Source organism: Rhizobium sp. Leaf311, from assembly GCF_001423445.1.
Lineage (GTDB): Bacteria > Pseudomonadota > Alphaproteobacteria > Rhizobiales > Rhizobiaceae > Agrobacterium.
This window is the reverse complement of record NZ_LMNZ01000022.1, coordinates 16,771-39,246: the sequence shown is the minus strand read 5'-3', so window position 1 is coordinate 39,246 and position 22,476 is coordinate 16,771. Positions and strand designations below refer to the sequence as shown.

The 22,476-nt window shown below is 56.8% G+C and carries 18 protein-coding genes and 2 riboswitches; of the genes, 5 read left to right on the top strand and 13 right to left on the bottom strand.

Features of this window, described 5'->3' with window-relative positions; genetic code table 11:
• The first annotated feature begins 4 nt into the window (after nt 1-4).
• Together ASF69_RS20810 and ASF69_RS20805 are read left to right on the top strand one after the other, a co-directional pair.
• The gene (locus ASF69_RS20810) at nt 5-1,204 is read left to right on the top strand and encodes a divergent polysaccharide deacetylase family protein (protein ID WP_062590263.1); all 1,200 of its coding nucleotides are present in this window, start codon (nt 5-7) and stop codon (nt 1,202-1,204) included.
• Between the two features lie 35 nt (nt 1,205-1,239).
• Nucleotides 1,240-1,752: an RNA pyrophosphohydrolase gene (locus ASF69_RS20805; RefSeq protein ID WP_062590261.1), complete on the top strand. Its 513-nt coding sequence runs from the start codon at nt 1,240-1,242 to the stop codon at nt 1,750-1,752.
• A gap of 47 nt (nt 1,753-1,799) precedes the next feature.
• On the opposite strand, the gene bfr is transcribed toward ASF69_RS20805, so the two are convergent.
• The 4 genes from bfr to ASF69_RS20785 all read right to left on the bottom strand — a co-directional run bounded on the left by bfr (nt 1,800) and on the right by ASF69_RS20785 (nt 4,742).
• Nucleotides 1,800-2,291, bottom strand: coding sequence for a bacterioferritin (gene bfr, locus ASF69_RS20800; protein ID WP_062590259.1), 492 nt, complete (start codon nt 2,289-2,291; stop codon nt 1,800-1,802).
• A complete protein-coding gene (locus ASF69_RS22910; protein ID WP_082469816.1) occupies nt 2,257-2,568 on the bottom strand; it encodes a (2Fe-2S)-binding protein in 312 nt (103 codons plus the stop codon). Before ASF69_RS22910 ends, bfr begins: the two co-directional genes overlap by 35 nt.
• A 234-nt stretch (nt 2,569-2,802) precedes the next feature.
• Nucleotides 2,803-3,528 (bottom strand): acetoacetyl-CoA reductase, encoded by a 726-nt coding sequence (gene phbB, locus ASF69_RS20790; protein WP_062590256.1) that lies wholly within the window; start codon nt 3,526-3,528, stop codon nt 2,803-2,805.
• 32 nt (nt 3,529-3,560) lie between these two features.
• The gene (locus ASF69_RS20785) at nt 3,561-4,742 is read right to left on the bottom strand and encodes an acetyl-CoA C-acetyltransferase (protein ID WP_062590254.1); all 1,182 of its coding nucleotides are present in this window, start codon (nt 4,740-4,742) and stop codon (nt 3,561-3,563) included.
• A 239-nt stretch (nt 4,743-4,981) separates the two neighbouring features.
• On the opposite strand from ASF69_RS20785, the gene phaR reads away from it, so the two are divergent.
• Entirely contained in the window at nt 4,982-5,557 is a 576-nt protein-coding gene (gene phaR / locus ASF69_RS20780; protein WP_062590252.1) for a polyhydroxyalkanoate synthesis repressor PhaR, read from the top strand.
• Here the strand turns inward: phaR and ASF69_RS20775 are convergent.
• Together ASF69_RS20775 and ASF69_RS20770 are read right to left on the bottom strand one after the other, a co-directional pair.
• Nucleotides 5,548-6,933, bottom strand: coding sequence for an MFS transporter (locus tag ASF69_RS20775; protein ID WP_062590251.1), 1,386 nt, complete (start codon nt 6,931-6,933; stop codon nt 5,548-5,550). The two genes, phaR and ASF69_RS20775, sit on opposite strands and share 10 nt — an antisense overlap.
• A gap of 70 nt (nt 6,934-7,003) precedes the next feature.
• Nucleotides 7,004-11,767, bottom strand: a complete 4,764-nt coding sequence (locus ASF69_RS20770; protein ID WP_062590249.1) for an NAD-glutamate dehydrogenase — start codon at nt 11,765-11,767, stop codon at nt 7,004-7,006.
• A 542-nt stretch (nt 11,768-12,309) separates the two neighbouring features.
• Here ASF69_RS20770 and ASF69_RS20765 point away from each other — a divergent pair.
• The gene (locus ASF69_RS20765) at nt 12,310-12,882 is read left to right on the top strand and encodes a CarD family transcriptional regulator (RefSeq protein WP_062590247.1); all 573 of its coding nucleotides are present in this window, start codon (nt 12,310-12,312) and stop codon (nt 12,880-12,882) included.
• Between the two features lie 84 nt (nt 12,883-12,966).
• Here the strand turns inward: ASF69_RS20765 and ASF69_RS20760 are convergent, their stop codons facing one another.
• The 7 genes from ASF69_RS20760 to ASF69_RS20730 form a co-directional block, all read right to left on the bottom strand.
• The gene (locus ASF69_RS20760; protein ID WP_244475542.1) at nt 12,967-14,493 is read right to left on the bottom strand and encodes a M48 family metalloprotease; all 1,527 of its coding nucleotides are present in this window, start codon (nt 14,491-14,493) and stop codon (nt 12,967-12,969) included.
• Between the two features lie 274 nt (nt 14,494-14,767).
• Nucleotides 14,768-15,487, bottom strand: a complete 720-nt coding sequence (locus tag ASF69_RS20755) for an ATP-binding cassette domain-containing protein (RefSeq protein ID WP_062590245.1) — start codon at nt 15,485-15,487, stop codon at nt 14,768-14,770.
• Nucleotides 15,484-17,103: a thiamine/thiamine pyrophosphate ABC transporter permease ThiP gene (gene thiP, locus ASF69_RS20750; RefSeq protein WP_062590444.1), complete on the bottom strand. Its 1,620-nt coding sequence runs from the start codon at nt 17,101-17,103 to the stop codon at nt 15,484-15,486. The genes ASF69_RS20755 and thiP overlap by 4 nt, the downstream gene beginning before the upstream one ends.
• A gap of 14 nt (nt 17,104-17,117) precedes the next feature.
• Nucleotides 17,118-18,131, bottom strand: a complete 1,014-nt coding sequence (gene thiB / locus ASF69_RS20745; protein ID WP_062590244.1) for a thiamine ABC transporter substrate binding subunit — start codon at nt 18,129-18,131, stop codon at nt 17,118-17,120.
• A 40-nt stretch (nt 18,132-18,171) separates the two neighbouring features.
• Nucleotides 18,172-18,281: riboswitch (TPP riboswitch) on the bottom strand.
• Nucleotides 18,282-18,325: 44 nt separating this feature from the next.
• A complete protein-coding gene (locus ASF69_RS20740) occupies nt 18,326-18,718 on the bottom strand; it encodes a VOC family protein (protein ID WP_062590242.1) in 393 nt (130 codons plus the stop codon).
• A gap of 86 nt (nt 18,719-18,804) precedes the next feature.
• Nucleotides 18,805-20,631, bottom strand: a complete 1,827-nt coding sequence (locus tag ASF69_RS20735) for an ABC-F family ATP-binding cassette domain-containing protein (RefSeq protein WP_062590240.1) — start codon at nt 20,629-20,631, stop codon at nt 18,805-18,807.
• Nucleotides 20,632-20,634: 3 nt separating this feature from the next.
• Entirely contained in the window at nt 20,635-21,285 is a 651-nt protein-coding gene (locus ASF69_RS20730; RefSeq protein WP_062590238.1) for a thiamine diphosphokinase, read from the bottom strand.
• 91 nt (nt 21,286-21,376) lie between these two features.
• Nucleotides 21,377-21,453: riboswitch (SAM riboswitch) on the top strand.
• A 77-nt stretch (nt 21,454-21,530) separates the two neighbouring features.
• Here ASF69_RS20730 and metA point away from each other — a divergent pair.
• Complete coding sequence (gene metA, locus ASF69_RS20725) at nt 21,531-22,457, top strand: homoserine O-succinyltransferase (protein ID WP_062590236.1); 927 nt, start codon at nt 21,531-21,533, stop codon at nt 22,455-22,457.
• Nucleotides 22,458-22,476: the final 19 nt, after the last annotated feature.

Genomic DNA, 22,476 nt, shown 5'->3' with positions numbered 1-22,476 from the left:
ATCATTGTCTTCAGACCTGCGCAAACCGCTCATGGGTCGACAGAAAAAGAAAAGCGCCGGATCATTCCGGCGCTTTTCTGCGCTTGCGGCTCTGGTCGTCGTGACGGTGGGGGGCATCGGCGCATTGTCCTTGTATGCCGCCCTTTCACCCGGCAATCTGAAGGGCAGCTCGACCGCTGAGGATGTTCCGGCATCGGCCGTTGCCGATAAGCAAGAGATTGCACAGCAAACTCCCAACAGGCCGGCTGATGGTTCCATGGCGCCGCAGAGCGGGCATTCCGGCGCAAACGTCAGACGAGACACGATGCCGGATGGCAACGTCGTTTCCGTATATTCGCCGCGCGAAAGAGAGACAAAGGATCCCGTTTTGATGACGGGGCAAAGATACGGCCAGGATCCGCGCATGGCTGCGCAGCCCAATGAGGAGTTGCTGGAAGATTCACCCTTTGGCAGGTTGCCCAAAATCGGTCCGGACGGATTGCGACCCATGGAGCAATATGCCCGGCCATGGTCCGGTGCCAGAGGGACCCGTATCGCCATTGTCGTTGGCGGACTGGGGCTTAGCCAGACAGGGACGCAAAAAGCCATCCGCGACCTGCCACCGGAGGTCACGCTCGGCTTTGCTGCAAGCGGCAACAGCCTCCAACGCTGGATGCAGGAGGGCCGTCGCGGAGGGCATGAGATATTGCTTCAGCTTCCCTTCGAACCTTTCGGCTATCCGGGCACAGATCCGGGACCCGATACGCTGCTCGTTTCCAGTCCTGCAAAGATAAACCTGGAAAAGATGCATCGCTCCATGGCGAAGATCACCAACTACACCGGCGTCATGAACTATCTTGGCGGAAAGTTCATGTCGGACGAGGCGGCGCTGAGCCCCATCCTGCGCGACATGAGCGCAAGGGGCCTGTTCTTTCTGGACGACGGCTCTTCGGCACAGTCACGCACATCTGCCGTCGCCAAGACGCTGAACGCAGCAGCAGGCTTTGCGGATATGCAACTCGATGACCAGGTGAATGAAAACGCTGTTTTGCGCAAGCTCGACGATCTCGAGAGAATCGCGCGTCGCAACGGATCGGCTATTGGCGTAGCGTCCGCTTTTGACGAGAGCATTTCCGCCATTTCCAAATGGGCGATCGAAGCGTCCGGGCGCGGCATTGAAATAGTCGGTGTTTCCGCACTTGTTTCTGACAAGGCCGGTCAGTAATCCTTCTCGCATCCTCATTCCTTCAAGGATCCAGAATGACAATCAAAGCAGACGATCTTCCTTACCGTCCCTGTGCGGGCATCATGGTTCTCAATGCCCAGGGGCTGGTCTGGGCAGGGCGCAGAATCGCCGAGGGCAACTCCGAATTCGACGGCTCACCGCAGCTATGGCAAATGCCACAAGGCGGCATCGATGAGGGTGAAAAGCCTTTGGTGGCGGCACTGAGGGAGCTTTACGAAGAGACGGGCATGAAAACCGTGTCTCTGCTGGCTGAGGCCCGTGACTGGATCCATTACGACCTGCCACCGCAACTGGTCGGCATCGGATTGCGTGGCAAATATCGCGGGCAGGCCCAGCGCTGGTTCGCATTCCGCTTCGAGGGCGACGAAAGCGAGATTCAGATCAATCCACCCCCAACGGGTCATGAACCGGAGTTCGACGCCTGGGCCTGGAAGCCTATGGAAACCCTGCCGGATTTGATCGTGCCGTTCAAGCGCGGTGTCTACGAGAAGGTCGTCTCCGAGTTCCGGCACTTGGCTGGCGCATGAAAACAAAAAAGGCGGCCCAAGGCCGCCTTTTTTACATGTGTGCTCTTTTACTCGGCTTCAGCAGCGTCGGCAGAGTCAGCATTCAGCTGGCCGTACTTCGCTTCACCGATCTTGTTGAGCAAATCGAGCTGGGTTTCGAGGAAATCAATATGGCCTTCCTCATCTATTAGCAATGTTTCAAATAGCTTCATGGAAACGTAATCGCCCGCGTCATGACAAATATCGCGCGACTTCTTGTAGGCTGTGCGTGCGTCATATTCACCGGCAAGATCAGCTTCAAGGACTTCCTTGACGTTCTGGCCGATACGCAGAGGCGCAACCGTCTGCAGATTTGGGTGACCTTCGAGGAATATGATCCGATCGATGATCTTGTCGGCGTGCTGCATTTCTTCGATGGACTCGGCACGCTCTTTCTTGGCGAGCTTCGTGTATCCCCAGTCGTTCAGCAGTCGATAATGCAACCAGTATTGATTGACCGCACCGAGTTCGAGGAACAATGCCTCGTTAAGCTGCTCGATGACTCTTTTGTCGCCTTTCAATGTCCGCTCTCCTGTTTTCTTCATGCAATTGCCTGAGGCGTGACATAAAATCAAAAACATCGGCTTCCGTCGAGTGCCGACGAGCGTGATATTGTTCGGTTGTGCTGATTATAAGATCGACAACTGTCGGAAAACATCCGCAGCATCGTCCGCGTTTTTCCATCGCATGATAGACTTTCGCAGGCACGATGAGCTGCCAACAGTCCTCGTCGAGCATCTCATTGATGACATCGCGAATATCATTATCGGTGATGTAATTGCAGCTGCAAACGAGCATGGTTTCTTGCCTGTATGACGCAACACGTTGTTTTCATTCTTAAACCAAAACAGGAAATTGCCTGTCAAGAAAAACCTCTAATGTCCCTTCCTCTGAAATGTTAGATCGATTCTAAACTATACCAAAAATATCGTATTTTCATCTGGTTAGGGTGATGTCCTCGCAGATCTGAACCGATCAAGTTTTTGTAACTTGCCAATTGTCAGGACAGAAAAAGAGTAAATTTTTTGTGGATCACGTGAAATACTGGCCACCATTTGCAGTCAGCGTGGAGCCAGTGATGAAACCGGCATCGTCCGACGCAAGGAAAAGAACGCAGCGCGCTATTTCTTCGGGTTCACCCAGCCGTCCAACGGGAATGTGCGGCAGGATACGCTCATTGAGAACGTTTTCCGGTATAGCCCGCACCATTTCCGTGCCGATATAGCCCGGGCAGATGGCGTTGACGGTGATATTCCGAGATGCGCCTTCCTGTGCCAGGGCCTTGGTCAGCCCTAGATCGCCCGCTTTTGCGGCAGAGTAGTTCGCCTGACCCGCCTGACCCTTCTGCCCGTTGATGGAGGAGATATTGACGATCCGTCCAAAGCCACGTTCCCGCATCCCAGGCCAGATGGGATGTGTCAAGTTGAAAGCGCCGGTCAGGTTGGTGTCAACGACATCACGCCACTGTTGCGGCGTCATCTTGTGGAACATCGCATCGCGGGTAATGCCAGCATTATTGACAAGGATTTCGACGGGACCAAGGTCGCGCTCGACCTCGGCAATTCCCTCGACACAAGCCTGATAGTCGCGAATGTCCCAGCAATAGGCCGGAATGCCCGTTTCCTCGCGAAACTGGGCAGCGCGCGCTTCCGTGAAGGCGTAGTTGACAGCAACCCTGTAGCCTGCAGCGTGAAACGCCTTTGCAATGGCGGCACCAATGCCGCTTGTGCCACCCGTTATCAATGCAACCCGGCTCATGACGCCCTCCTATTGGCAGTGAAGAAAGCCTGTTACAGACCTTCAACGCACATGGCGATACCCATGCCGCCGCCAATGCACAATGTCACAAGACCTTTTCGTGCGCTGCGTCGCTTCATTTCGAAAAGCAGTGTATTGAGCACGCGTGCACCAGAGGCGCCGATCGGATGACCAATGGCGATGGCTCCACCGTTGACATTGACCATGGATGGATCAAGCCCGAGATCGCGAACCACGGCGCAGGATTGCGCAGCAAAGGCCTCGTTGGCCTCCACAAGATCGAGTTCTCCAACAGTCCAACCGGCCTTTGCCAGCGCCTTGCGTGATGCGGGAATTGGCCCCGTGCCCATGATCTGCGGATCGACACCCGCAGTTGCCCAGGACGCTATTCGGGCAAGGGGTGCCAGACCCCGTCTAGCGGCTTCCGCCTCTGTCATGAGGAGAACAGCGGCCGCACCGTCGTTCAGTCCAGAAGCATTGCCTGCGGTAACGGTGCCTTCCTTGTCAAATGCCGGACGAAGCTTTGCCATCGTTTCCAGCGAGGCGCCTGCGCGAATATACTCGTCCGCATCGACGATGATGTCACCCTTGCGGCCCGCGATGGTGACCGGGGCAATCTCGTCAACAAACCGACCCTCTTTTTGCGCCGCTTCGGCGCGGTTTTGGGAGGACACTGCGAACTGGTCCTGTTCGTCGCGGGAGAGCTGCCACCGGCGAGCAATGTTCTCAGCGGTGATGCCCATGTGATAGCCATAGAAGGCGTCCGTCAGGCCATCCTTCAACATGGTATCGACCATCTTGAAATCACCCATCTTCACGCCGCCGCGCAGATGCGCGCAGTGAGGCGCCATCGACATCGACTCCTGGCCTCCAGCGATGACAATCGACGCGTCGCCGGTGGCGATCTGTTGCATCCCGAGCGCAACGGCGCGAAGGCCGGATCCGCAAAGTTGATTGACGCCGAAAGATGTTGCTTCCTGCGGAATGCCTGCCTTCATCGCAGCCTGCCGCGCCGGGTTCTGGCCCTCACCCGCCGCCAATACCTGTCCCAGAATGACTTCGTCGACTTCCTGAGGCGACACGCCCCCGCGCTCCAGAACAGCTTTGATCACGGTTGAGCCCAGCTCATGAGCAGGCACATTGGCAAAACTGCCGTTGAACGAGCCGACGGCGGTTCGTGCTGCACTGACGATGACGATTGAAGACGAAGTCATTATGAATCTCCCATTTTGCGGCGCGAGAGTGTCAAAGCTTTCCGGCCAAGTCAAACCATCTTGGCGCAACGCCGGTTGCTTCGCTTAGGCTTTCCCCGCCCGGCATATATTGCGCAAAATTTTCGCTGTTGCATCGCACAAAACGTTTGTCACCTAGGGCGATTTGAGCATAATCTTAAAGACGGGAAGAGCAAAAACACCACATAAAAAGAAAATACCATCATCGCGAGGAGGCGAGCATGGCGAAACACCACGGCGAAACAATCATCAAGAAATACGCGAACCGACGTCTCTACAACACGGGGACCAGCACCTATGTCACGCTGGAAGATCTCGCCAAGATGGTCAAGCGAGGCGATGAGTTCAAAGTCCAGGACGCAAAGACGTCAGAGGACATTACCCACGCGGTTCTGACCCAGATCATTGTCGAGCAGGAGGCAAAAACAGGCAATACGCTTTTGCCAACTGCTTTTCTCCGTCAGCTTATTTCCTATTATGGCGACCACATGCAGATGGTGGTGCCGACCTTTCTCGAACATTCGATGAAGACCTTTTCCGAGCAGCAGAGCCAGATGCAGGAACATATGTCCAAGGCATTTGGCGATACGGCTGCGTCGAAGAATTTCTCCACCCCTTTCGGGTTCATGGAAGAGCAGGTCAAGCGTAACACTGAACTGTTCCGGCAGGCCATGCAGGTCTTCACACCCTTTCCGGTGCCCCCGGCTCCCAAGGAGAGCAAGAAGCCGGATGCATCCGAAATCGATGAGCTCAAGGCTCAATTGCGCACTCTGCAGACCAAGCTCGATCAACTCTGAGCAGGCGCAACCCTTTCGGGAACGCGCAGAAGAAGGATGAAGCCCGCACCTAGAAACAAGGTCAGCGTCGCCATGCCCAGATGCGCTGAACCGGTCGCATAGGTGACAAGCGAAAAGCCGAGCGTCGCCATGAAACTGGTCGCGCGACCGGACAGTGCATAGATCCCGAAATAGCGACCGGATTCCGCAATGGTGATGTTTCGCGCCAGATAGGAACGTGACGATGCCTGAACGGGACCAAAGGCGATGCCGATGAGAATGCCGTATACAAGGTAGGCTTTTTCCGCCCCGGAAGAGAACAGTCCCGTCGCATCGGAGACGGGAAGCGCAAGCAATCCGAAGAGCGTCGAGTCGGCCTGGGTGGAAAAGATGCCGATGGTCGCAATGATCAGCAGGGCGAGGCTGAGCAGCACCGTGTTGCGTGATCCCAGCCGCTGGTCCACGAGACCCGCTGCGACGCAGCTGCCAATCGCCACGATATTGAGAATAATGCCGTAAATCCCGATTTCCATCGTACCCCAGCCAAACAGGCCAGCCGCGAACGCGCCTCCGAGAATGAGGACGCCATTGACGCCATCCTGATAGAGCATCCGCGCGATGAGAAAGCGTGTGAGAAAGGGGCGGCCTTTCAACTCATGCAGCGTCGTCTTCAATTCCGACAGGCCCGAACGGACGGACTGGGCCAAAGGCAGGCCTTTCGTGACATCCGGTGTGTAGAGAAACATTGGCAGGATAAAAATGAAATACCAGAGCGCGGCTATGGGCCCGGTGATACGGGCGTCCTCGCCGGATGCGGCATCCAGCCCAAACAGCGGCGGTATGCCGAGAATGGTTACGCCCTTGTCCGGCGAGGCCGCGAGAAACAGGACGACGAAGATCAGGACGATGATGCCCCCCAGATAACCCAGCCCCCATGCCGTGTTGGAGATACGACCGACATTCTCCGGAGTGGTCAGCCGCGGCATCATGGAATCGTTGAAGACAATCGAAAATTCCGCAGCAATCGAGGCGATGATCATGAAGGTCACAGGCCAGAAGATCGGCGAACCGGGCGCCGCAAACCACAGCATCGACAGGCTTGCGATCTTCAGGCACGCAAAAAATGCGATCCATGGTTTGCGAGAACCCGATTGATCGGCGATGGAGCCGAGGATCGGCGAGAATATCGCGATAATCACGGAGGAAATCGTCGCCATATTGCTCCAGATGGTCTGGGCAGAAATCGGGTCCGCAGTCAGCCGCGCGACGAAATAGGGGCCGAAGATGAAGGTGGTGACCACGGTAAAGAAGGGTTGGGCGGCCCAGTCAAACAGCATCCATCCCCAGATGCCGCGCTTCGTTACCGGATGTCCAGTCTCAAGGGAGGAGGAAGCCATTCGTCACCTTTTCGACCGTTCAGGACTTGAAAACCTGCCCGGCTGCGACACCGGGCAGGAGTATCTGTTATCAGACGTTTCGTGCCTGCACTATATCGGAAAGCAAGCCGGCAGCCACCGTCAGGCGGGCAAGGTTGGTTTCGCCACTGTCACTCAGCGCGCCTAGCTCAGACACGATGCGGTTGACCCGCACGCGGTCTGCAGCATACCAGGCCTGTACCGGGTTCTTCTCCTTGGAATGCTCGGTCAAGGCAGAAATCACGATCCGTCGGCGTGACGAAGCGATCTGGTCCTGGCTGCGCAGCAGAGCAAGACTTTCATAATGGTCGGCAGGTGTCACGCGCTGGCCTGCCTCGAGCAGTCTCGCAACGCGGAACGTGGCAGACACCGCAGCATAGCTTTCTGCGGCGCGAGCGAGGGTGGTGCCCGCCTGCTCAGCAATCAGCATGATTTCGGGAACATAGACCAGCAGCGACAACGTTTCCAACTCGCGAACCAGAGCCGGAGCCACGCCTTCGATCTCGCTGAAGCCGATCTCCTCCCTGTATCTCACCGCACCCGGCAACAATGCCTTGATCGCCGTCTTCAGACGATCGATCTCTTCGGACATTGAGCCAGAGGAGGCCGACGTGGTCTGGAGGAAAATCCGTGTTGCATCGGTGAAGATGCGCGCCACGTTGGCGTAGAGCGCGTTCTGGACCTCTCCGGAAATCTGGCCATCAAGCTTGTCGATCTCACTCCAGAGACGCTTGAGGCCAAAGCCGTCTTCCACGATCATTGCTGCCTTGACGACGGCAGGCGCCAATGAACCGCTGGCATCGACAAGCTTCTGCACGAAGCCCGGGCCACCGCGATTGACGACCTGGTTTGCGAGCGATGTCGCCACGATTTCCCGGTGCAGCCTGTGGCTCGTAATGTCGGCGGCATAGGTCTTTTGCATCTTGCTCGGGAAGTAATCCGTCAGAAGATGCTGGAGATAGGGCTCGTCCGGCAAGGGGCTTGCCACCAGCGTATCGAAAAGTGTCAGTTTGGCATAGGAGAGCAGAACGCCGATTTCAGGTCGTGTCAACGGCTTGCCCGCAGCATAGCGTTCGTTGAACTCGACATCGCCTGGCAGGGTTTCGACCTTGCGGTTCAGCTGCCCCGCGCTTTCGAGCGCATTCATGAGGCGGCCAAGCTCCTCACGGTTTTCGGTACCCCGGCGTTCTGTAAGAGAAATTGCCAGAGACTGGAGATAGTTGTTGCGCAACACGAGCTGCGCCACCTCCGATGTCATGGAGGCCAGCAATTGATTGCGCTTGGGCAGCGTCAGGCGACCGTCATTGACCGGCGATGTCAGCGCAATCTTGATGTTGACCTCGACGTCGGAGGAATTGACGCCCGCCGAGTTGTCGATGGCGTCAGAGTTGCATCGTCCGCCTGCCAGAGCATAGGCGATGCGAGCCTTCTGCGTGATGCCGAGATTGGCACCCTCACCGATCACCTTGGCACGGATTTCGGTTGCGTTGATACGGATCGGGTCATTGGCCCGGTCACCCACCTCGGCATTGGTCTCCACCGCTGCCTTCACATAGGTGCCGATACCGCCGAACCACAGAAGATCGACCGGCGCCTTGAGGATCGCCGTCATGATTTCGAATGGCGTGGCCACTGATTTGTCGATACCGATGGCGGCAACGGCTTCGGGTGTCAGTGTCACGGATTTCTCGGCGCGGGAAATGATCATGGCACCGTTGGAAAGGGCCGAGCGATCATAATCCTGCCAGCTGGACCGCGGTAGTTCGAAAAGCCGCTTGCGCTCGGCAAACGACTTGTCCGTATCCGGAGCCGGGTCGATGATGATGTCGCGGTGGTCGAAGGCTGCGATCAGCTCGATTTTCTGCGATAGCAACATGCCGTTACCGAATACGTCACCGGACATGTCGCCGACACCGACAACCTTGAACGGCGTCGTCTGAATATCGGTATCCATTTCGCGGAAGTGGCGCTTGACCGTTTCCCATGCGCCGCGCGCCGTGATGCCCATCTTCTTGTGGTCGTAACCGGCAGACCCGCCAGACGCAAAGGCGTCGTCCAGCCAGAAACCGGCCTCGCGCGCCAGACCATTGGCGGTATCGGAAAATGTCGCCGTGCCCTTGTCCGCCGCCACGACAAAATAGGGATCGTCGCCATCGAGCCGCAAGGTATCGGGCGGCGCGATGATATCATCGCCAACGATGTTATCCGTGATCGAAAGCAGCGTGCGAATATATGTCTTGTAAGCTTCCTTGCCGGCATTGAAGATTTCGTCGCGATTGCCGCCAGCCGGAAGGTTCTTCGGGAAGAACCCGCCCTTGGCGCCAACGGGTACGATAACGGCGTTCTTGACCTGCTGCGCCTTCACAAGTCCCAGCACTTCCGTCCGATAGTCCTGGCCCCGATCAGACCAACGCAGCCCGCCGCGCGCCACCTTGCCGAACCGCAGGTGAACACCTTCGACTTCGGTGCCGTAAACGAAGATTTCCCGGAACGGGCGGGGATCGGGCAGGCCATCCAGCAGCTTGGGATCGAACTTGAAGGCAAGCATGGCCTTTGGCAATCCGTTTTCATCGCGCTGGAAATAGTTGGTGCGCAAGGTCGAATCCACCGCATTGACGTAACGCCGCAGGGTACGGTCCTCATCCAGGTTCGGAACGCCGCCGAGCGCCGTTTCAATTTCCTTGTGAAGATCGGACAGTTTGCGAAGGCGTGACTTCTCGCCAAGTTTGGGGTCGAACCCGCTGGCAAACAGGTCGAATATCTTTGCGGCAATTGCCGGATATTTAAAGAGTGTCTCGGAAATGTGCTCCTGAGAATAGACGATACCACTCTGACGCAGATAGCGCGCATAGGCCCGCAGAACCGAGACATCACGCACATTCAGGCCAGCCGCCAGGATAAGGCGGTTGAAGTTGTCATTGTCGACCGAACCGTGGAATACCGCCAGAAAGGCCTCTTCCAGCCGTGGCCCGTAGACAGCCAGGTCAAGCTTGACGTCCTTCGGCACGTTCAATTCCATGTCGTGCAGAACAATGGTTCGGGTCGTCTCGCCAGACACCACGCCAATATCAAAGGTCCGTTCGCTGGTAACGCCAAATCCCAAGTTTTCGAGCAAAGGCACACGACGCGACAGCGGCAGATGTCCATCGCGGTGGAAAATCTTGAGAGACAGCTGGTCCTCGCTCTGATCGTCACGACGATAGAATTCGATACGCACCGGCTCACCCTCTGCGGTGGCAACGATGTCAGCCATGTCGGCAAATGCTTCGTCGGGCGTGAACGCCTCCTGATACGCCTGATCCACATCCAGGACCGGTGCCCCGACCGGCGAGAGCATTACGAAATGGTCGATCCAGCGCGCAGCAATATCGCCCACGGCCTGTTCGAGCTTGTCCTGCGCCACTCTGGGCGTCTTGTCATTCGTACGCCCGACGATGAAATGCACACGGGCAACTGCGCCTTCCGGGAAGGCAGGGTAGTAGGCGGAAATGTGCCCGTCATAGACCTGCGCCAGGTAGTCGCCGATCTTCTCGCGGACGTAGGAATTATATTCCTCGCGCGGCACGAAGATGATGACAGAAACGAACCTGTCGAAGCGATCGATGCGCGGCAGAACACGCACGCGTGGTCGATCACTAAGTTCCATGATCTGCTCGATGAAGCGAATGAGGAGATCCGTATCGATCTGGAAGAGATCGTCACGAGGATAGGCCTCGAGCGTATTGTAGAGGGTGCGTCCGGAGTGGCTGTTGGGATCGAAGCCGAAATGATGCTCGACCTCCGCAACCTTTGCCCGCAGCAGGGGAATGTGCCGCACGGAATGGGTATAGGCCGTTGCGGTGAACAGACCGACGATGCGCAGTTCCCCGATGACATTGCCGTCTTCATCGAAGCGCTTGATGCCGATATAGTCCATATAGGCGCGCCGGTGGACGATGGATTTCACATTCGCCTTGGTGACGATGAGGAAATCGGGACCATCGAGGAACGCCAGGATTTCCGGCGTGGTGGTGACCGCGTCCTTGCCCAGACGCAGCACACGGACGTTCGGATCTGTCAGCGTACCAAGCCCGCTACCTTCTCCGCGCTCCACCTTGGCGTTCTTGCCTGCTCCTGAATAGCTGTAGTCGCGCATCCCAAGGAACGTGAAATTGTCGTTGCGCAACCATTCCAGAAAGGCCAGTGCCTCGGCCCGTTCCGTTTTCCGACGGTTCGAGCCCCTTTCCTTGAGCTCCCTCATCGCCTCGTCGACCTTGGCGAGCATCGGCTTCCAGTCGGTGAATGCAGACTGCACCTGCGACAAAACGAAGCGTATTCGCTCCACAAGAATCTCGGCCGCTTGCGGGCTTACCGGCGCGATATGAAGCTGGATCAAGCTGACATTGTCTTGCGGAGCGTCCTTTTCAGGATCAGCAAGGCGATATCCTCCGCCAACACTTCCATCGACCGCCATGATCGGATGCACGGCGAGGTAAAGGCTGCGATAGCTGCTGGTCACCTCCCCCATCACGGAATCATAGAGGAAGGGCATGTTGCGCCCGATAATCGTCAGAACAGAAACCGGAACATCGCGGGGAGAAATGCCATCTACTTGGGACACGCCAATATATGGTGCATCCTTTTTCCAGCGAAGAAGCTCTTCTGCCGTGTGCTGTGAAGCAATGGAAAGCATTTCTGGAGAATAATACTGGATATCATCGGCGCTTGCTCGGCCATAGACGATCATAGGGTCTATGAAGGGCTTTCCGGATGCTTCGGCCAGTTTTCTGGATTTTTCGAGTTGTTTGTCGCGTTTTGGATTGTTCCGGTAGCCCATTTTGTCTTTTTCCTCCCGAAGGATGAGGGTTTATGAAGAAAAATCGAAAAATATCGTCATTTACGCCGATTTCGAATCGGATATTGGCGCGGAATTATGAATAGTTTAAGTGTGCATCAATGCTTTGAACGACGAGCGGTAAATTTATTCGATTGAATTCGCGACATTTTATCGTCGGCCTTCCCGCGCAAGTATCAAACGACTCGGTTCTGCTGACGGCCGCCACGCCTATTGTGACGGCATAGTCACGGTAGAAGCAAATTATTGATTTCCACGTATTTTTGTGATAGACCAGAAAAACTGATCCACAGCGTGGCATTTGCGTGCCCAGAAACACCACGAAAGCAAATCATCACTTGCACGCGGTCTCCGTGACATATCGATTGTTTGTGTTGTCAGCCTCCGGGTTGCGAGATGAATTATTTTTGAGTGCACGACTGTACCAGTACGAAGTCACCTGACGGTTTCCCCCGTCTCATCCGGGCCTGACCGACCCGACCCCGGAAATACCGGGTGTATGTAACAGGGAGTTTTAAGAACGAATGACGACCCAGCAGAAGAAATCTCCAGCGCGTCACGGTTTCAAGACCGGTGAAGCGATCGTTTATCCCGCTCATGGCGTCGGTACCATTTCGGCAATTGAAGAACAGGAAGTTGCGGGCATGAAGCTCGAACTGTTCGTCATTGATTTCGAAAAAGACAAAATGCGCTTGAAAGTTCCTGTGGCCAAGGCTGTCAGCATTGGTATGCGCAAGCTTTCTGAAGGGGATTTCGTCGAGCGCGCACTGAAGGTTGTTCAGGGTAAGGCTCGTGTAAAGCGCACCATGTGGTCGCGCCGCGCGCAGGAATATGATGCCAAGATCAATTCCGGTGACCTTATTGCAATCGCAGAAGTGGTTCGCGACCTTTATCGTGCCGAGAACCAGCCGGAACAGTCCTACTCGGAGCGCCAGCTCTACGAAGCTGCTCTTGATCGCATGGCTCGCGAAATTGCGGCCGTCAACAAGATGTCTGAAACAGAAGCCGTTCGTCTTGTTGAAGTGAACCTCAACAAGGGACCGAAGCGCGGCAAGACCGTTGAAGAAGAAGACACGCAGGAAGAAGAAGCCGCTTAATCAGCGTCATTTTCAAATCAAAAAACCCGGCTTTCAATCGGCACATGTTCCAAGAACATGGCCGCGTTGAAGACCGGGTTTTTGTTATTCAGAGATGATCTTCACGCGATCACCGGCTTGCACGGTCGATGTTGCGCTCATGGCATTGAGGACGCGGAACAGTTCCACCTTGCGATCTGTGCCCATCATACGGGCAGACAATGAAGCGACCGTGTCCCCTGGCTTCGTCGTGACCACCCTGACCCGAAGCGGCTTTAGCGCGGCAATTTCGCTGGGTGTCATCTTGCGGAAGCTTGTGCGCAGAATGTTTGCGACGCCATCCAGCTGCGGACTGCCCTTCGGCACCGCCGTCAGGAACCGGAAAATCTGCTGACCAACGCGGATCACGGTCACGTCGAAATCCCATTTATCCGCAGTCGCGCGTGCTGTCGCGGCAGGCAGGCCGTTGATCTCGGTTTCCCGCACGGTGTCTGGAACCAGCCCGGCCACCCAGCCGCTTGTGAGATAGTTGGCGAGCGTGGTCTGCTTAGGATCGGCAACGCCATCGAAGCGAATGGCCATCTCGCCGGGGCCCGTCGCTAGAACCGCCTCCACCTTGTTGTCGATCTGGAAGCCTTCCGGCACATCGAAGCGAATGCCGAGCGTTCCATGCAGGAAGGTGTTGCCACGGACATAGCCCTCCTGCGGGCTGTCGCCATAGAGAAGTCCATCTATGCCATTGAGGAACCAGTCCCGCCCCTTGTCGCCGACCTGGCCTTCCTGACCGAAGGCGCGGGCGTGCCTGCGCGCCAGCTCGATGCGCTGCGGCGTGTTTGGGTGGCTGGAAAGGAAGTCGAGGCTTTGATCGCTGTCTGGATCAGCCGAGGTGAAGCGGGCGTAGGCCGCCATCGAATCGAGGAAACGCGGCGATGCAAAGGGATCGTATCCCGCTTCTCCCAACATACGCACACCGATGACGTCCGCCTGCAATTCCTGCTGGCGCGAGAAGGCCGCAAGACGCAGCTTGCCACGGGCGAGCGCCTGCTTGCCGGCGAGGTCGCTTGAAAGCACTTCTGCCACGACCCTGCTGGCAATGACTTCCGCCTCTTCGCGACGTTGGCGCTCAATGCCGTGGTTGGCCGTGACGTGACCCATTTCATGCGACAGGACGGCTGCGACTTCGGAAGCATCATTGGCAAGAGCCAGAAGACCGCGGGTCACATAGAGATAGCCGCCCGGCAATGCAAAGGCGTTGATGGCAGGAGAGTTGAGAATGGTGATGCGATAGGACTGTTGTGGATTCTCAGAAACGGCGGTCAGCGCACCGGCGATACGCGCGACAAGGCGTTCCGTCTTGTCGTCGTGATATTCACCACCATAGCTGGCAACGATACGCGGATGCTCACGGGCGCCCATCTGCGCGCGCGGATCGTTCTTCTGAACCTGCTCCACGGTCTGCGGATTGTCCGAGGGCTTCAGCGTCGATTGATAGGACGGGCTAAGCAGAGATTGGCAAGACGACAGGACGAAGCTCGCTGTCACCAGCGCCAGCCCTCTTCTTAATGCCTTGCCCCTGCGCCATACATTGTGACCGGAGGTGTGGCTCTGCTGAGCCTTCACACACGTCATCATTCTGCTCGTCTGCTCCTAACGTTCCTGATCATCCGTTAATTGCAGACCAGAATACCATAACGCCCCCAAGGGCACTTGAATGCGCGAACAACGAAAATGATCCATCATGCAAAGACGTTTCGAGGGGAAGATTGTTCGCATAATACTTCAAGCAGTTATTCAAAATTCGCAAGTGCAAAAATGGTGCATCGCCTCTCTGTTTTTCAAGGCTTGACAGTGCGTCGCGTCGAAATTGTGACGCGGCGTCGAAGAGATGCGAGCGTTAAGGCAACAATCAGACATGGAGAAACATGCTGATCTCGTCGATATCGGTCGCATCGAAAAAATTCTGGGCGCTGCCTTGAAAGACAACGCGTCCATTGGAGAGGAAAACAACGGCGTCTGCCAGGCGACGTATGTCATCGGGATGATGTGTTACTAGCAGAATGCTGTTGTCCATGTCGTGATGAAGGGCCTTCAGCAAATTGGCCATGCCCGACCGCAAACCCGGATCGAGAGCCGCAAAGGGCTCATCCAGCAACATCAACGGACGCTGCCTTACCAGAGCTCGGGCAAGAGCGGCCCTTTGTCGCTCTCCGCCCGACAATGTCGAGGGCAAGCGCTTTTCAAAGCCTGAAAGTCCAACCTTCTCAAGCGCACCTTTGATTGCGGCTTTATCCGCGTTCGACAAAGACAGCGACGGGCTGACGCCGAGGCCGACATTGGTCACGATATCGAGGTGAGAAAACAGATTATTGTCCTGAAATATGATGGAGACGGGCCGCTCTGCCGGATCGAGCCCCGCCATCTCGCGCCCCTCGATAAGAACGCGCCCTTCGTCGGGGTTCTCAAAACCGGCAACGAGATTGAGCAGTGTCGACTTTCCAGATCCCGACGGCCCTACCACGGCTGTGATTTTTCCGCGCTCAAACCCGCAATCCAGCAAAAATTGCTGTTGTCCAAGCTTCAGTGAGACATTGTCGAGGCAGGCTCCCCAATCCGCAGGATTCTTCATGCAATTGCTTTCATTGAACGACGGGAAACGCCGCCTGCGGCAAGGACAAGGCAGATGACACCGAGAATGAAGGCGTAACCGGCAGCATCCTGTGTTCTGTAACTTCCCATATTGCTGTAGACCAGCCAAGGCAGGGTGACAAAGTTCTCTGATCCGAAAAGCGCAACAGCACCCAGGTCGCCGAGCGAAAGCGCCATCGCAAAGAAGAACGCCGTCGCAGTGGGACGCCACAGGACCGGCCAATCAACAAACCGGAATCGCGATAGTCCACGAAGACCCAGCGCGGCAGAAAGCCTGCCGGTGCGCGCATCATGGCTCAGGAATGCCGGCTCGATAACGCGCATGGTAAAGGGCAACGACATCAACATATTGATGATGGCGACGATAACAGGTGCAAACGCCGCCACATCGCCGAAGGGCCGCAACAGCAGAAACCAGCCACTTCCCAAAACGACGGGCGGTACAAGCAGGACGAGAGATGAGCCTGCGCCCATCAGAACAAGAAACGCCTTCAGGCTGAAACCGGCCTCTCTGCGCAAAGCAATGGCATGGCGCGCGCGCACAAGCGCATATGAAGCGAAGACGGCCAGCAGCCCGGAAAAAAGCGCGATCTGAAAGCTTGTCGCCGCTGCCTGCCGGAAAGTGGGGGCAGAAAGTAACCGCCACAGATCCGCTGAAACGCCAGCAGATGCGACCGCGCACAAGGGAGCCCCGACCAGAAACAGTACGGAAAGAATGACAGCGCTGTCCCACAAGCGAGGCCCCGCTTTTCTGCCATCCATGCGCAGCACGGGCCGACCCTGGCTTTGTCTGTCGGGCTCGGCCGAGGGTAGCAGCGCGAGCAAGGCCAGCAACGCCCCTGTCATGGCGATCTGCATCACCGAAAGCGCGATTGCGCGCGGTGGATCGAAATCAAACCGCAGCGCCTGATAGATCGCCACCTCGATTGTCGTGGCCGCAGGTCCCCCGCCCAACAGCAAGACGAGGGTGAAGCTTGTTGCGCAGAGCATGAAGATAAGTCCTGCGACCCCTGGCAAAAGTCGTGCGACGGCAGGCCATTCCACGAAGCGAAATGTAGCAAAAGGTCCAAAGCCCAGCGCCGAGCCCATGCGCCAATATTCTCCCGGCACCACCTCAAGTCCGGCCAGAAAGAAGCGGGTTGCCAGCGGAAGATTGAAGAAAACATGGGCAACAAGAATGCCGGACAGACCGTAAATACTAACGGGCGCGTCCAGACCCGCAGTCTGCAGAAGCATATTGAGGACACCCTGCCTGCCCCAGATCGATATCAGTCCAAGCGCGCCGACAATGACCGGCAAGCCCATGGGAACCGCCATCAGGCGGATGATCCATATGCGACCGGGGAAGTTACGCTGCCGGGCAAGTGCCAAGGCCACCAGCAATCCAAGCGCGACGGACAGCACTGTCGAGAGCGTCGCCTGCCAGAGCGTGAAGCGCAGTATCCGCCATGTATAGGCATCGATCAGGCCAACAGACGCGGCGCTGACGTCGAAGGACAGAAGCGCATAAATTGCAAGCCCGATGAAAAGGACGACAGCGGTAACCGTCGCGGCTCCGCCAAAGATGAACCATCGCCCTTCCCGGCGTCCTACCATGACCTGCTTCGATCCTACTTGACGCTCATCGCCGCGAGCCACTCATCGATCCAGGCCTTGCGGTTGCGCGCCACATCCTCCGGCGACATCAGAAAGGTCTTTGATGGCTGCACCAGCTTGGAGAACGCAGCAGGCAGGGGCGCGGAGGTCGGTGCCACCGGCATCATCCAGTTGTTTTCAGGAATGGTGTCCTGGAAGCCGGAGGTGAGAACGAATGCCAGAAACTGCTGCGCCAGCGCATGTTGCGGGGCATTCTTCAAGACCCCGGCAACTTCGATCTGGATGTAGTGCCCCTCATCAAAGGCGGCAGCCTGATATCTTTCGCTATTTTCCGCCACCATGTGATAGGCAGGCGACGTCGTATAGGACAATACCATCGGCGCTTCGCCTTTGGTAAAGAGGCCATAGGATTCCGACCATCCGGGTGTAACCGTCAAGATGCGGTCCTTGAGCTTCGACCAGGCCTGCGGCGCCTGATCGCCATAGACCGACTTGACCCATAGCAGCAGGCCGAGACCCGGTGTTGAGGTGCGCGGATCCTGAATGACGATTTTCTGGGCCGGATCGCCCTCGACCAGTTCCTTCATGCTTCTGGGCGGCGTTTTCATCACCTGCGTATCATAGACAACGGCGAAATGGCCGTAATCATAGGGAACGAAGACATCGTCCTGAAAGCCACCCGGCACCTTTGCCGCAGACGCATCGACCCCGGATTTTTCGAAGAGCCCGGTTTGCTTGGCTTCCGCAATCAGGTTTGTGTCGAGACCTAGAACGACATCCGCTTTTGACGATGGACCTTCCAGCTTCAGCCTGTTGAGAAGCGCCACACCATCGGCTACGCCAACGAAGTTGAGGGTGCAGTCACACGCTTTCTCGAATGCGGCCTTGACCTTAGGACCGGGGCCCCATTCTGAAACAAAGCTTTCATAAGTGTAGACGGTGAGCGTCTTCTTATCCTGCGCGGCGGCAAGACCAGGAACCATCACCGATGCCAGCATAAGGCCATGAAGGAAAATACGACGGAACATCAAAAGCACCTCCTCAAGCGACAAGGGGAAAAGGGCGTCTTGATGGAAGCCGTCTAATCCCTCCGCCGGTGTTAACCGGATCAGGTTCTTCGGGTTGGCAGAGCCTCTCAGCCTCGTTCGTGTCAGAACAAAGCACCCCGTTAGATCTGCCGAAGATGTAGTGCCTCAGGAGAGAATTAGCAAGACGGCAACGTCTAGGCCGGGGCGCTCATATGGACCAGTTCCCAGACATGGCCATCGGGATCCTGAAAGCTACCCGCATACATGAAGCCATGATCCTGCACGGGCTTCCACTCCGCCCCGCCATTGGCCAGCGCGGTGGCGATCATCTGGTCGATCTCTTCACGGCTGGAGGCAGAAACACAGGTGAGCACTTCCTTGGTGCGCATCGCATCGGCAATATCGCCATTGATGAAATCGCGGAACCGCTCCTCCTGCAGCAGCATGACGAAAATATTCTTCTCTATGATCATACATAGCGTGCGATCATCCGAGTATTCGGGATTGAAGTTGAAGCCAAGCGCGGTGAAAAACGCCTTGGATCTTGCGACATCCTTGACCGGCAGGTTGACGAAAATCATGCGCATGTCTGGCTCCTCCGCTGCAACAGAAAACGCGATCTGCGTTACTGTCATAGATGGTGCCGTGACGCCGTCGCCGCAATGAGGCCCGTCTAGCTTTCGAGTTCCTCACGCAGCATCTCGAGTTCCAGCCACTCTTCCTCCATCGTTTCGAGCTTCTGGCGAAGCTTCGACATCTCATCGGCAAGCGTGTTGAAGACCGCCGGATCTTTGGTGAAGAGGTTGGGATCAGCCATGCGTTCCTCGCGCCTGGCGATTTCTTCCTGCGCCTTCTCCATCTCCTTGGGAAGATTTTCCAGCGCGAATTTCTGCTTGAAGGACAGCTTTCCCTTGGCTTTCAAAGGCTCGGCAGCGGAGTTGGACGAAGCGGAAGCCTTGGCCTTTTCCTGCTTTTCGGCCTTTCGCTTCTCGTCCGAGGCGCCCTTGCGCTGCGCCATCATGTCCGAATAGCCACCTGCATATTCAATCCAGCGACCGTCAGGCGCATCCGGATTGGCAGGAGCGATGGTGGAAGTCACCGTGCGGTCGAGGAAGTCGCGGTCGTGGCTGACGAGGATGACAGTGCCTGCAAAACCGGCAACAATCTCCTGCAGGAGATCAAGCGTCTCGATATCGAGATCGTTGGTGGGTTCGTCGAGGATCAGAAGATTGGTCGGCCGTGCCAGAATGCGCGCCAACATGAGACGTGCGCGCTCGCCGCCCGAAAGATTACGGATCGGAGTTCTGGCCTGTTCCGGCTGGAACAGAAAATCCTTCATGTAGCCGGTCACATGCTTCAACTCGCCATTGACCAGCAGGTTTTCACCACGGCCATCGGTCAGATAATGCGCCAGCGTATCGTTGGGGTTGAGATCCTCACGCTTCTGGTCGAGCGTCGCAATCTCCAGATTGGTGCCAAGCTTGACCCAGCCGCTGTCCGGTTCCAGCTGACCGGTCAGCATCTTGAGAAGCGTTGTCTTTCCCGCACCGTTGGGACCGACGAAGCCGATGCAATCGCCCCGGTGAACACGCAACGAGAATGGCGTGACGATAGGCCGATCACCATAGGACTTGGTGATCGCATCCGCTTCGATCACCAGCTTTCCGGACTCGCGCCCTTCCGTGACGGTGGCCTGAACCGAGCCCTGCGGCCCCTTGTGCCCGCGATATTCAGCCCGCATGGCCTGCAATTCGCCCACACGCCGCATATTGCGCTTGCGCCGCGCAGTCACGCCATAGCGCATCCAGTGTTCTTCGCGCTCAATGGCCTTGCCGAGCTTGTGCTGCTCCAGCTCTTCCTCTTCGAGCACCTTGTCGCGCCATTCCTCGAAATGCGCGAACCCGCGGCTGAGACGCCGCGCCTGCCCACGATCCAGCCAGACTGTCGCTGTGGAGACCTTTTCAAGGAAGCGCCTGTCATGCGAGATCAGGACCAGGGCACTTCGCGTCTGCTGCAATTCGCTTTCCAGCCATTCGATTGTCGGCAGATCCAGATGGTTGGTCGGCTCGTCCAGCATCAGAATGTCGGGCTCTGGTGCCATGACGCGCACGAGAGCAGCGCGGCGAGCTTCGCCGCCAGAAAGGCTAGACGGATGCTCCTGCCCGGTCAGACCGAGATGTTCCAGCAGATAGGTGACGCGATAGGCATCGTCGCCAGGGCCAAGACCGGCTTCCGCATAGGCCTGAACCGTCTCGAAGTCGGCGAAATCAGGTGCTTGCTCTAGATAACGGATCGTAGCCGAAGGGTGACGGAATATCTCACCGGACTGCGCCTCTACGAGACCCGCCGCGATCTTCATCAGCGTCGATTTGCCCGAACCATTGCGGCCGACAAGGCAGATACGATCCCCCGGCTCCACCTGCAGATTGGCACCGTCGAGCAGTGGAGTAACGCCGAAGGTCAGCTTGATATCGTCGAGTTTCAGAATAGGGGGTGCCAAGGTTCAGGCTCCGGTCAAATCATAGGGACGGGCGAGCACGATGGCCTTGCCGCTTTCAAGACGAAGGTGCAATGGCCCCTCCGCCACGTTGGAAATAGTACGGGACGAGCCAAAAGCAAGCGCAAAATCTGTCAGGGGATAGCGCGCATTCCTGATTTCGAGACCCGACAGCGCCGTAAAACCGGCGACAGAAAACAACGATCCTGCCGGCAGATCGAGCGTGCGTTCCCCTGCCAGCAAGGGATAGGCCTCCTCCTCCCCGGATGTGAGAGTGACATCGATGCTGCTTTCAGCCAGTGAAACGGCATAGAGCAGATGAAACAGCGCATGGTCCGACCGTTCGCCGGAGAGTGCACCCACCAGGGTCAAACGGGTGGCACCGCGCTCGATGCTCTCAGACACGGCAATTTCGCCGTCGGTCACACCTTTGGACGCGGGAAACGGCCTTTGTGGCACATCAGGCCACCGTGCCAGGAGGTCCCTGTCGGAGGAATCGAAGTCACCCACCCATAATTCCGGCGTCAGACCGAGAGGCTCGGCGTGACGCATTCCGCTGTCAGCCGCAATCACGCGCGTGTCCGCCACTGCTTTTCGCAGACGATCCGTGACGGTGATTGTGCCGCCGAGAAGTATGGTGAAATGGGTAGGCGTCATTCCCCTGCCATAGCCCGGATCGGTCACGGATGGAAAGACACAAACGCCGGATTGGCCTGCGATATTGATTTTCTGGCTGCGCGGGATTATGACACCCGTCAGTGGTGATTTGCCGACCGGCTTGCAGCCACTTTAAAGAAGTCGCTAAAGGGTCGAGGAAAAAGTCAATTTCCGAGGACCGGTTGCGATTTCGCCACCGGTTTTTTTGTTTTCACGGCCTACGCCGCCATGGAAGTGAGTTTGACATGCCAATCAAGATTCCCGATACGCTCCCCGCTTTCCAGACCCTCGTGAATGAGGGCGTGCGGGTCATGACAGAAACGGCAGCCATCCGTCAGGATATCCGCCCGCTGCAGATCGGGCTGCTCAACCTCATGCCAAACAAGATCAAGACCGAAATCCAGATGGCGCGACTGGTGGGCGCATCACCGCTGCAGGTTGAACTCTCGCTGGTCCGCATCGGCGGACACCGCGCCAAGAACACCTCGGAAGAACATCTGCTTTCCTTCTACGAGACATGGGAAGAAGTGAAGAACCGCAAGTTTGACGGCTTCATCATCACCGGCGCACCGGTGGAAACGCTGAACTACGAGGAAGTCACCTATTGGGACGAAATGCAGAAAATCTTCGACTGGACACAGACCAACGTCCACTCGACGCTCAATGTCTGCTGGGGTGCAATGGCGGCAATCTATCACTTCCACGGCGTGCCGAAGCACGAGTTGAAGGAAAAGGCATTCGGCGTCTACAGACACCGCAATCTTTGCCCATCCTCAATTTATCTCAGCGGTTTCTCCGACGATTTTCAGGTTCCGGTATCGCGCTGGACAGAGGTTCGCCGCGCCGACATCGAGCAACATCCGGAACTGGAAATCCTGATGGAATCCGAGGAAATGGGCGTGTGTCTGGCCCATGAGGCCAAGGGCAAGCGCCTCTATATGTTCAATCACGTCGAATATGACTCGACGTCGCTGTCAGACGAGTATTTTCGCGATGTGAACGCGGGCGTACCGATCAAGCTTCCGCATGACTACTTTCCGCACAACGATCCGACCTTGAAGCCACTCAACCGTTGGCGCAGCCATGCCCACCTGTTTTTTGGCAACTGGATCAACGAGATCTATCAGACCACGCCGTACGAACTGGAAGCGATCGGCACGGGCAGAAAGTAATTCAGTGATTGCGAAGGGT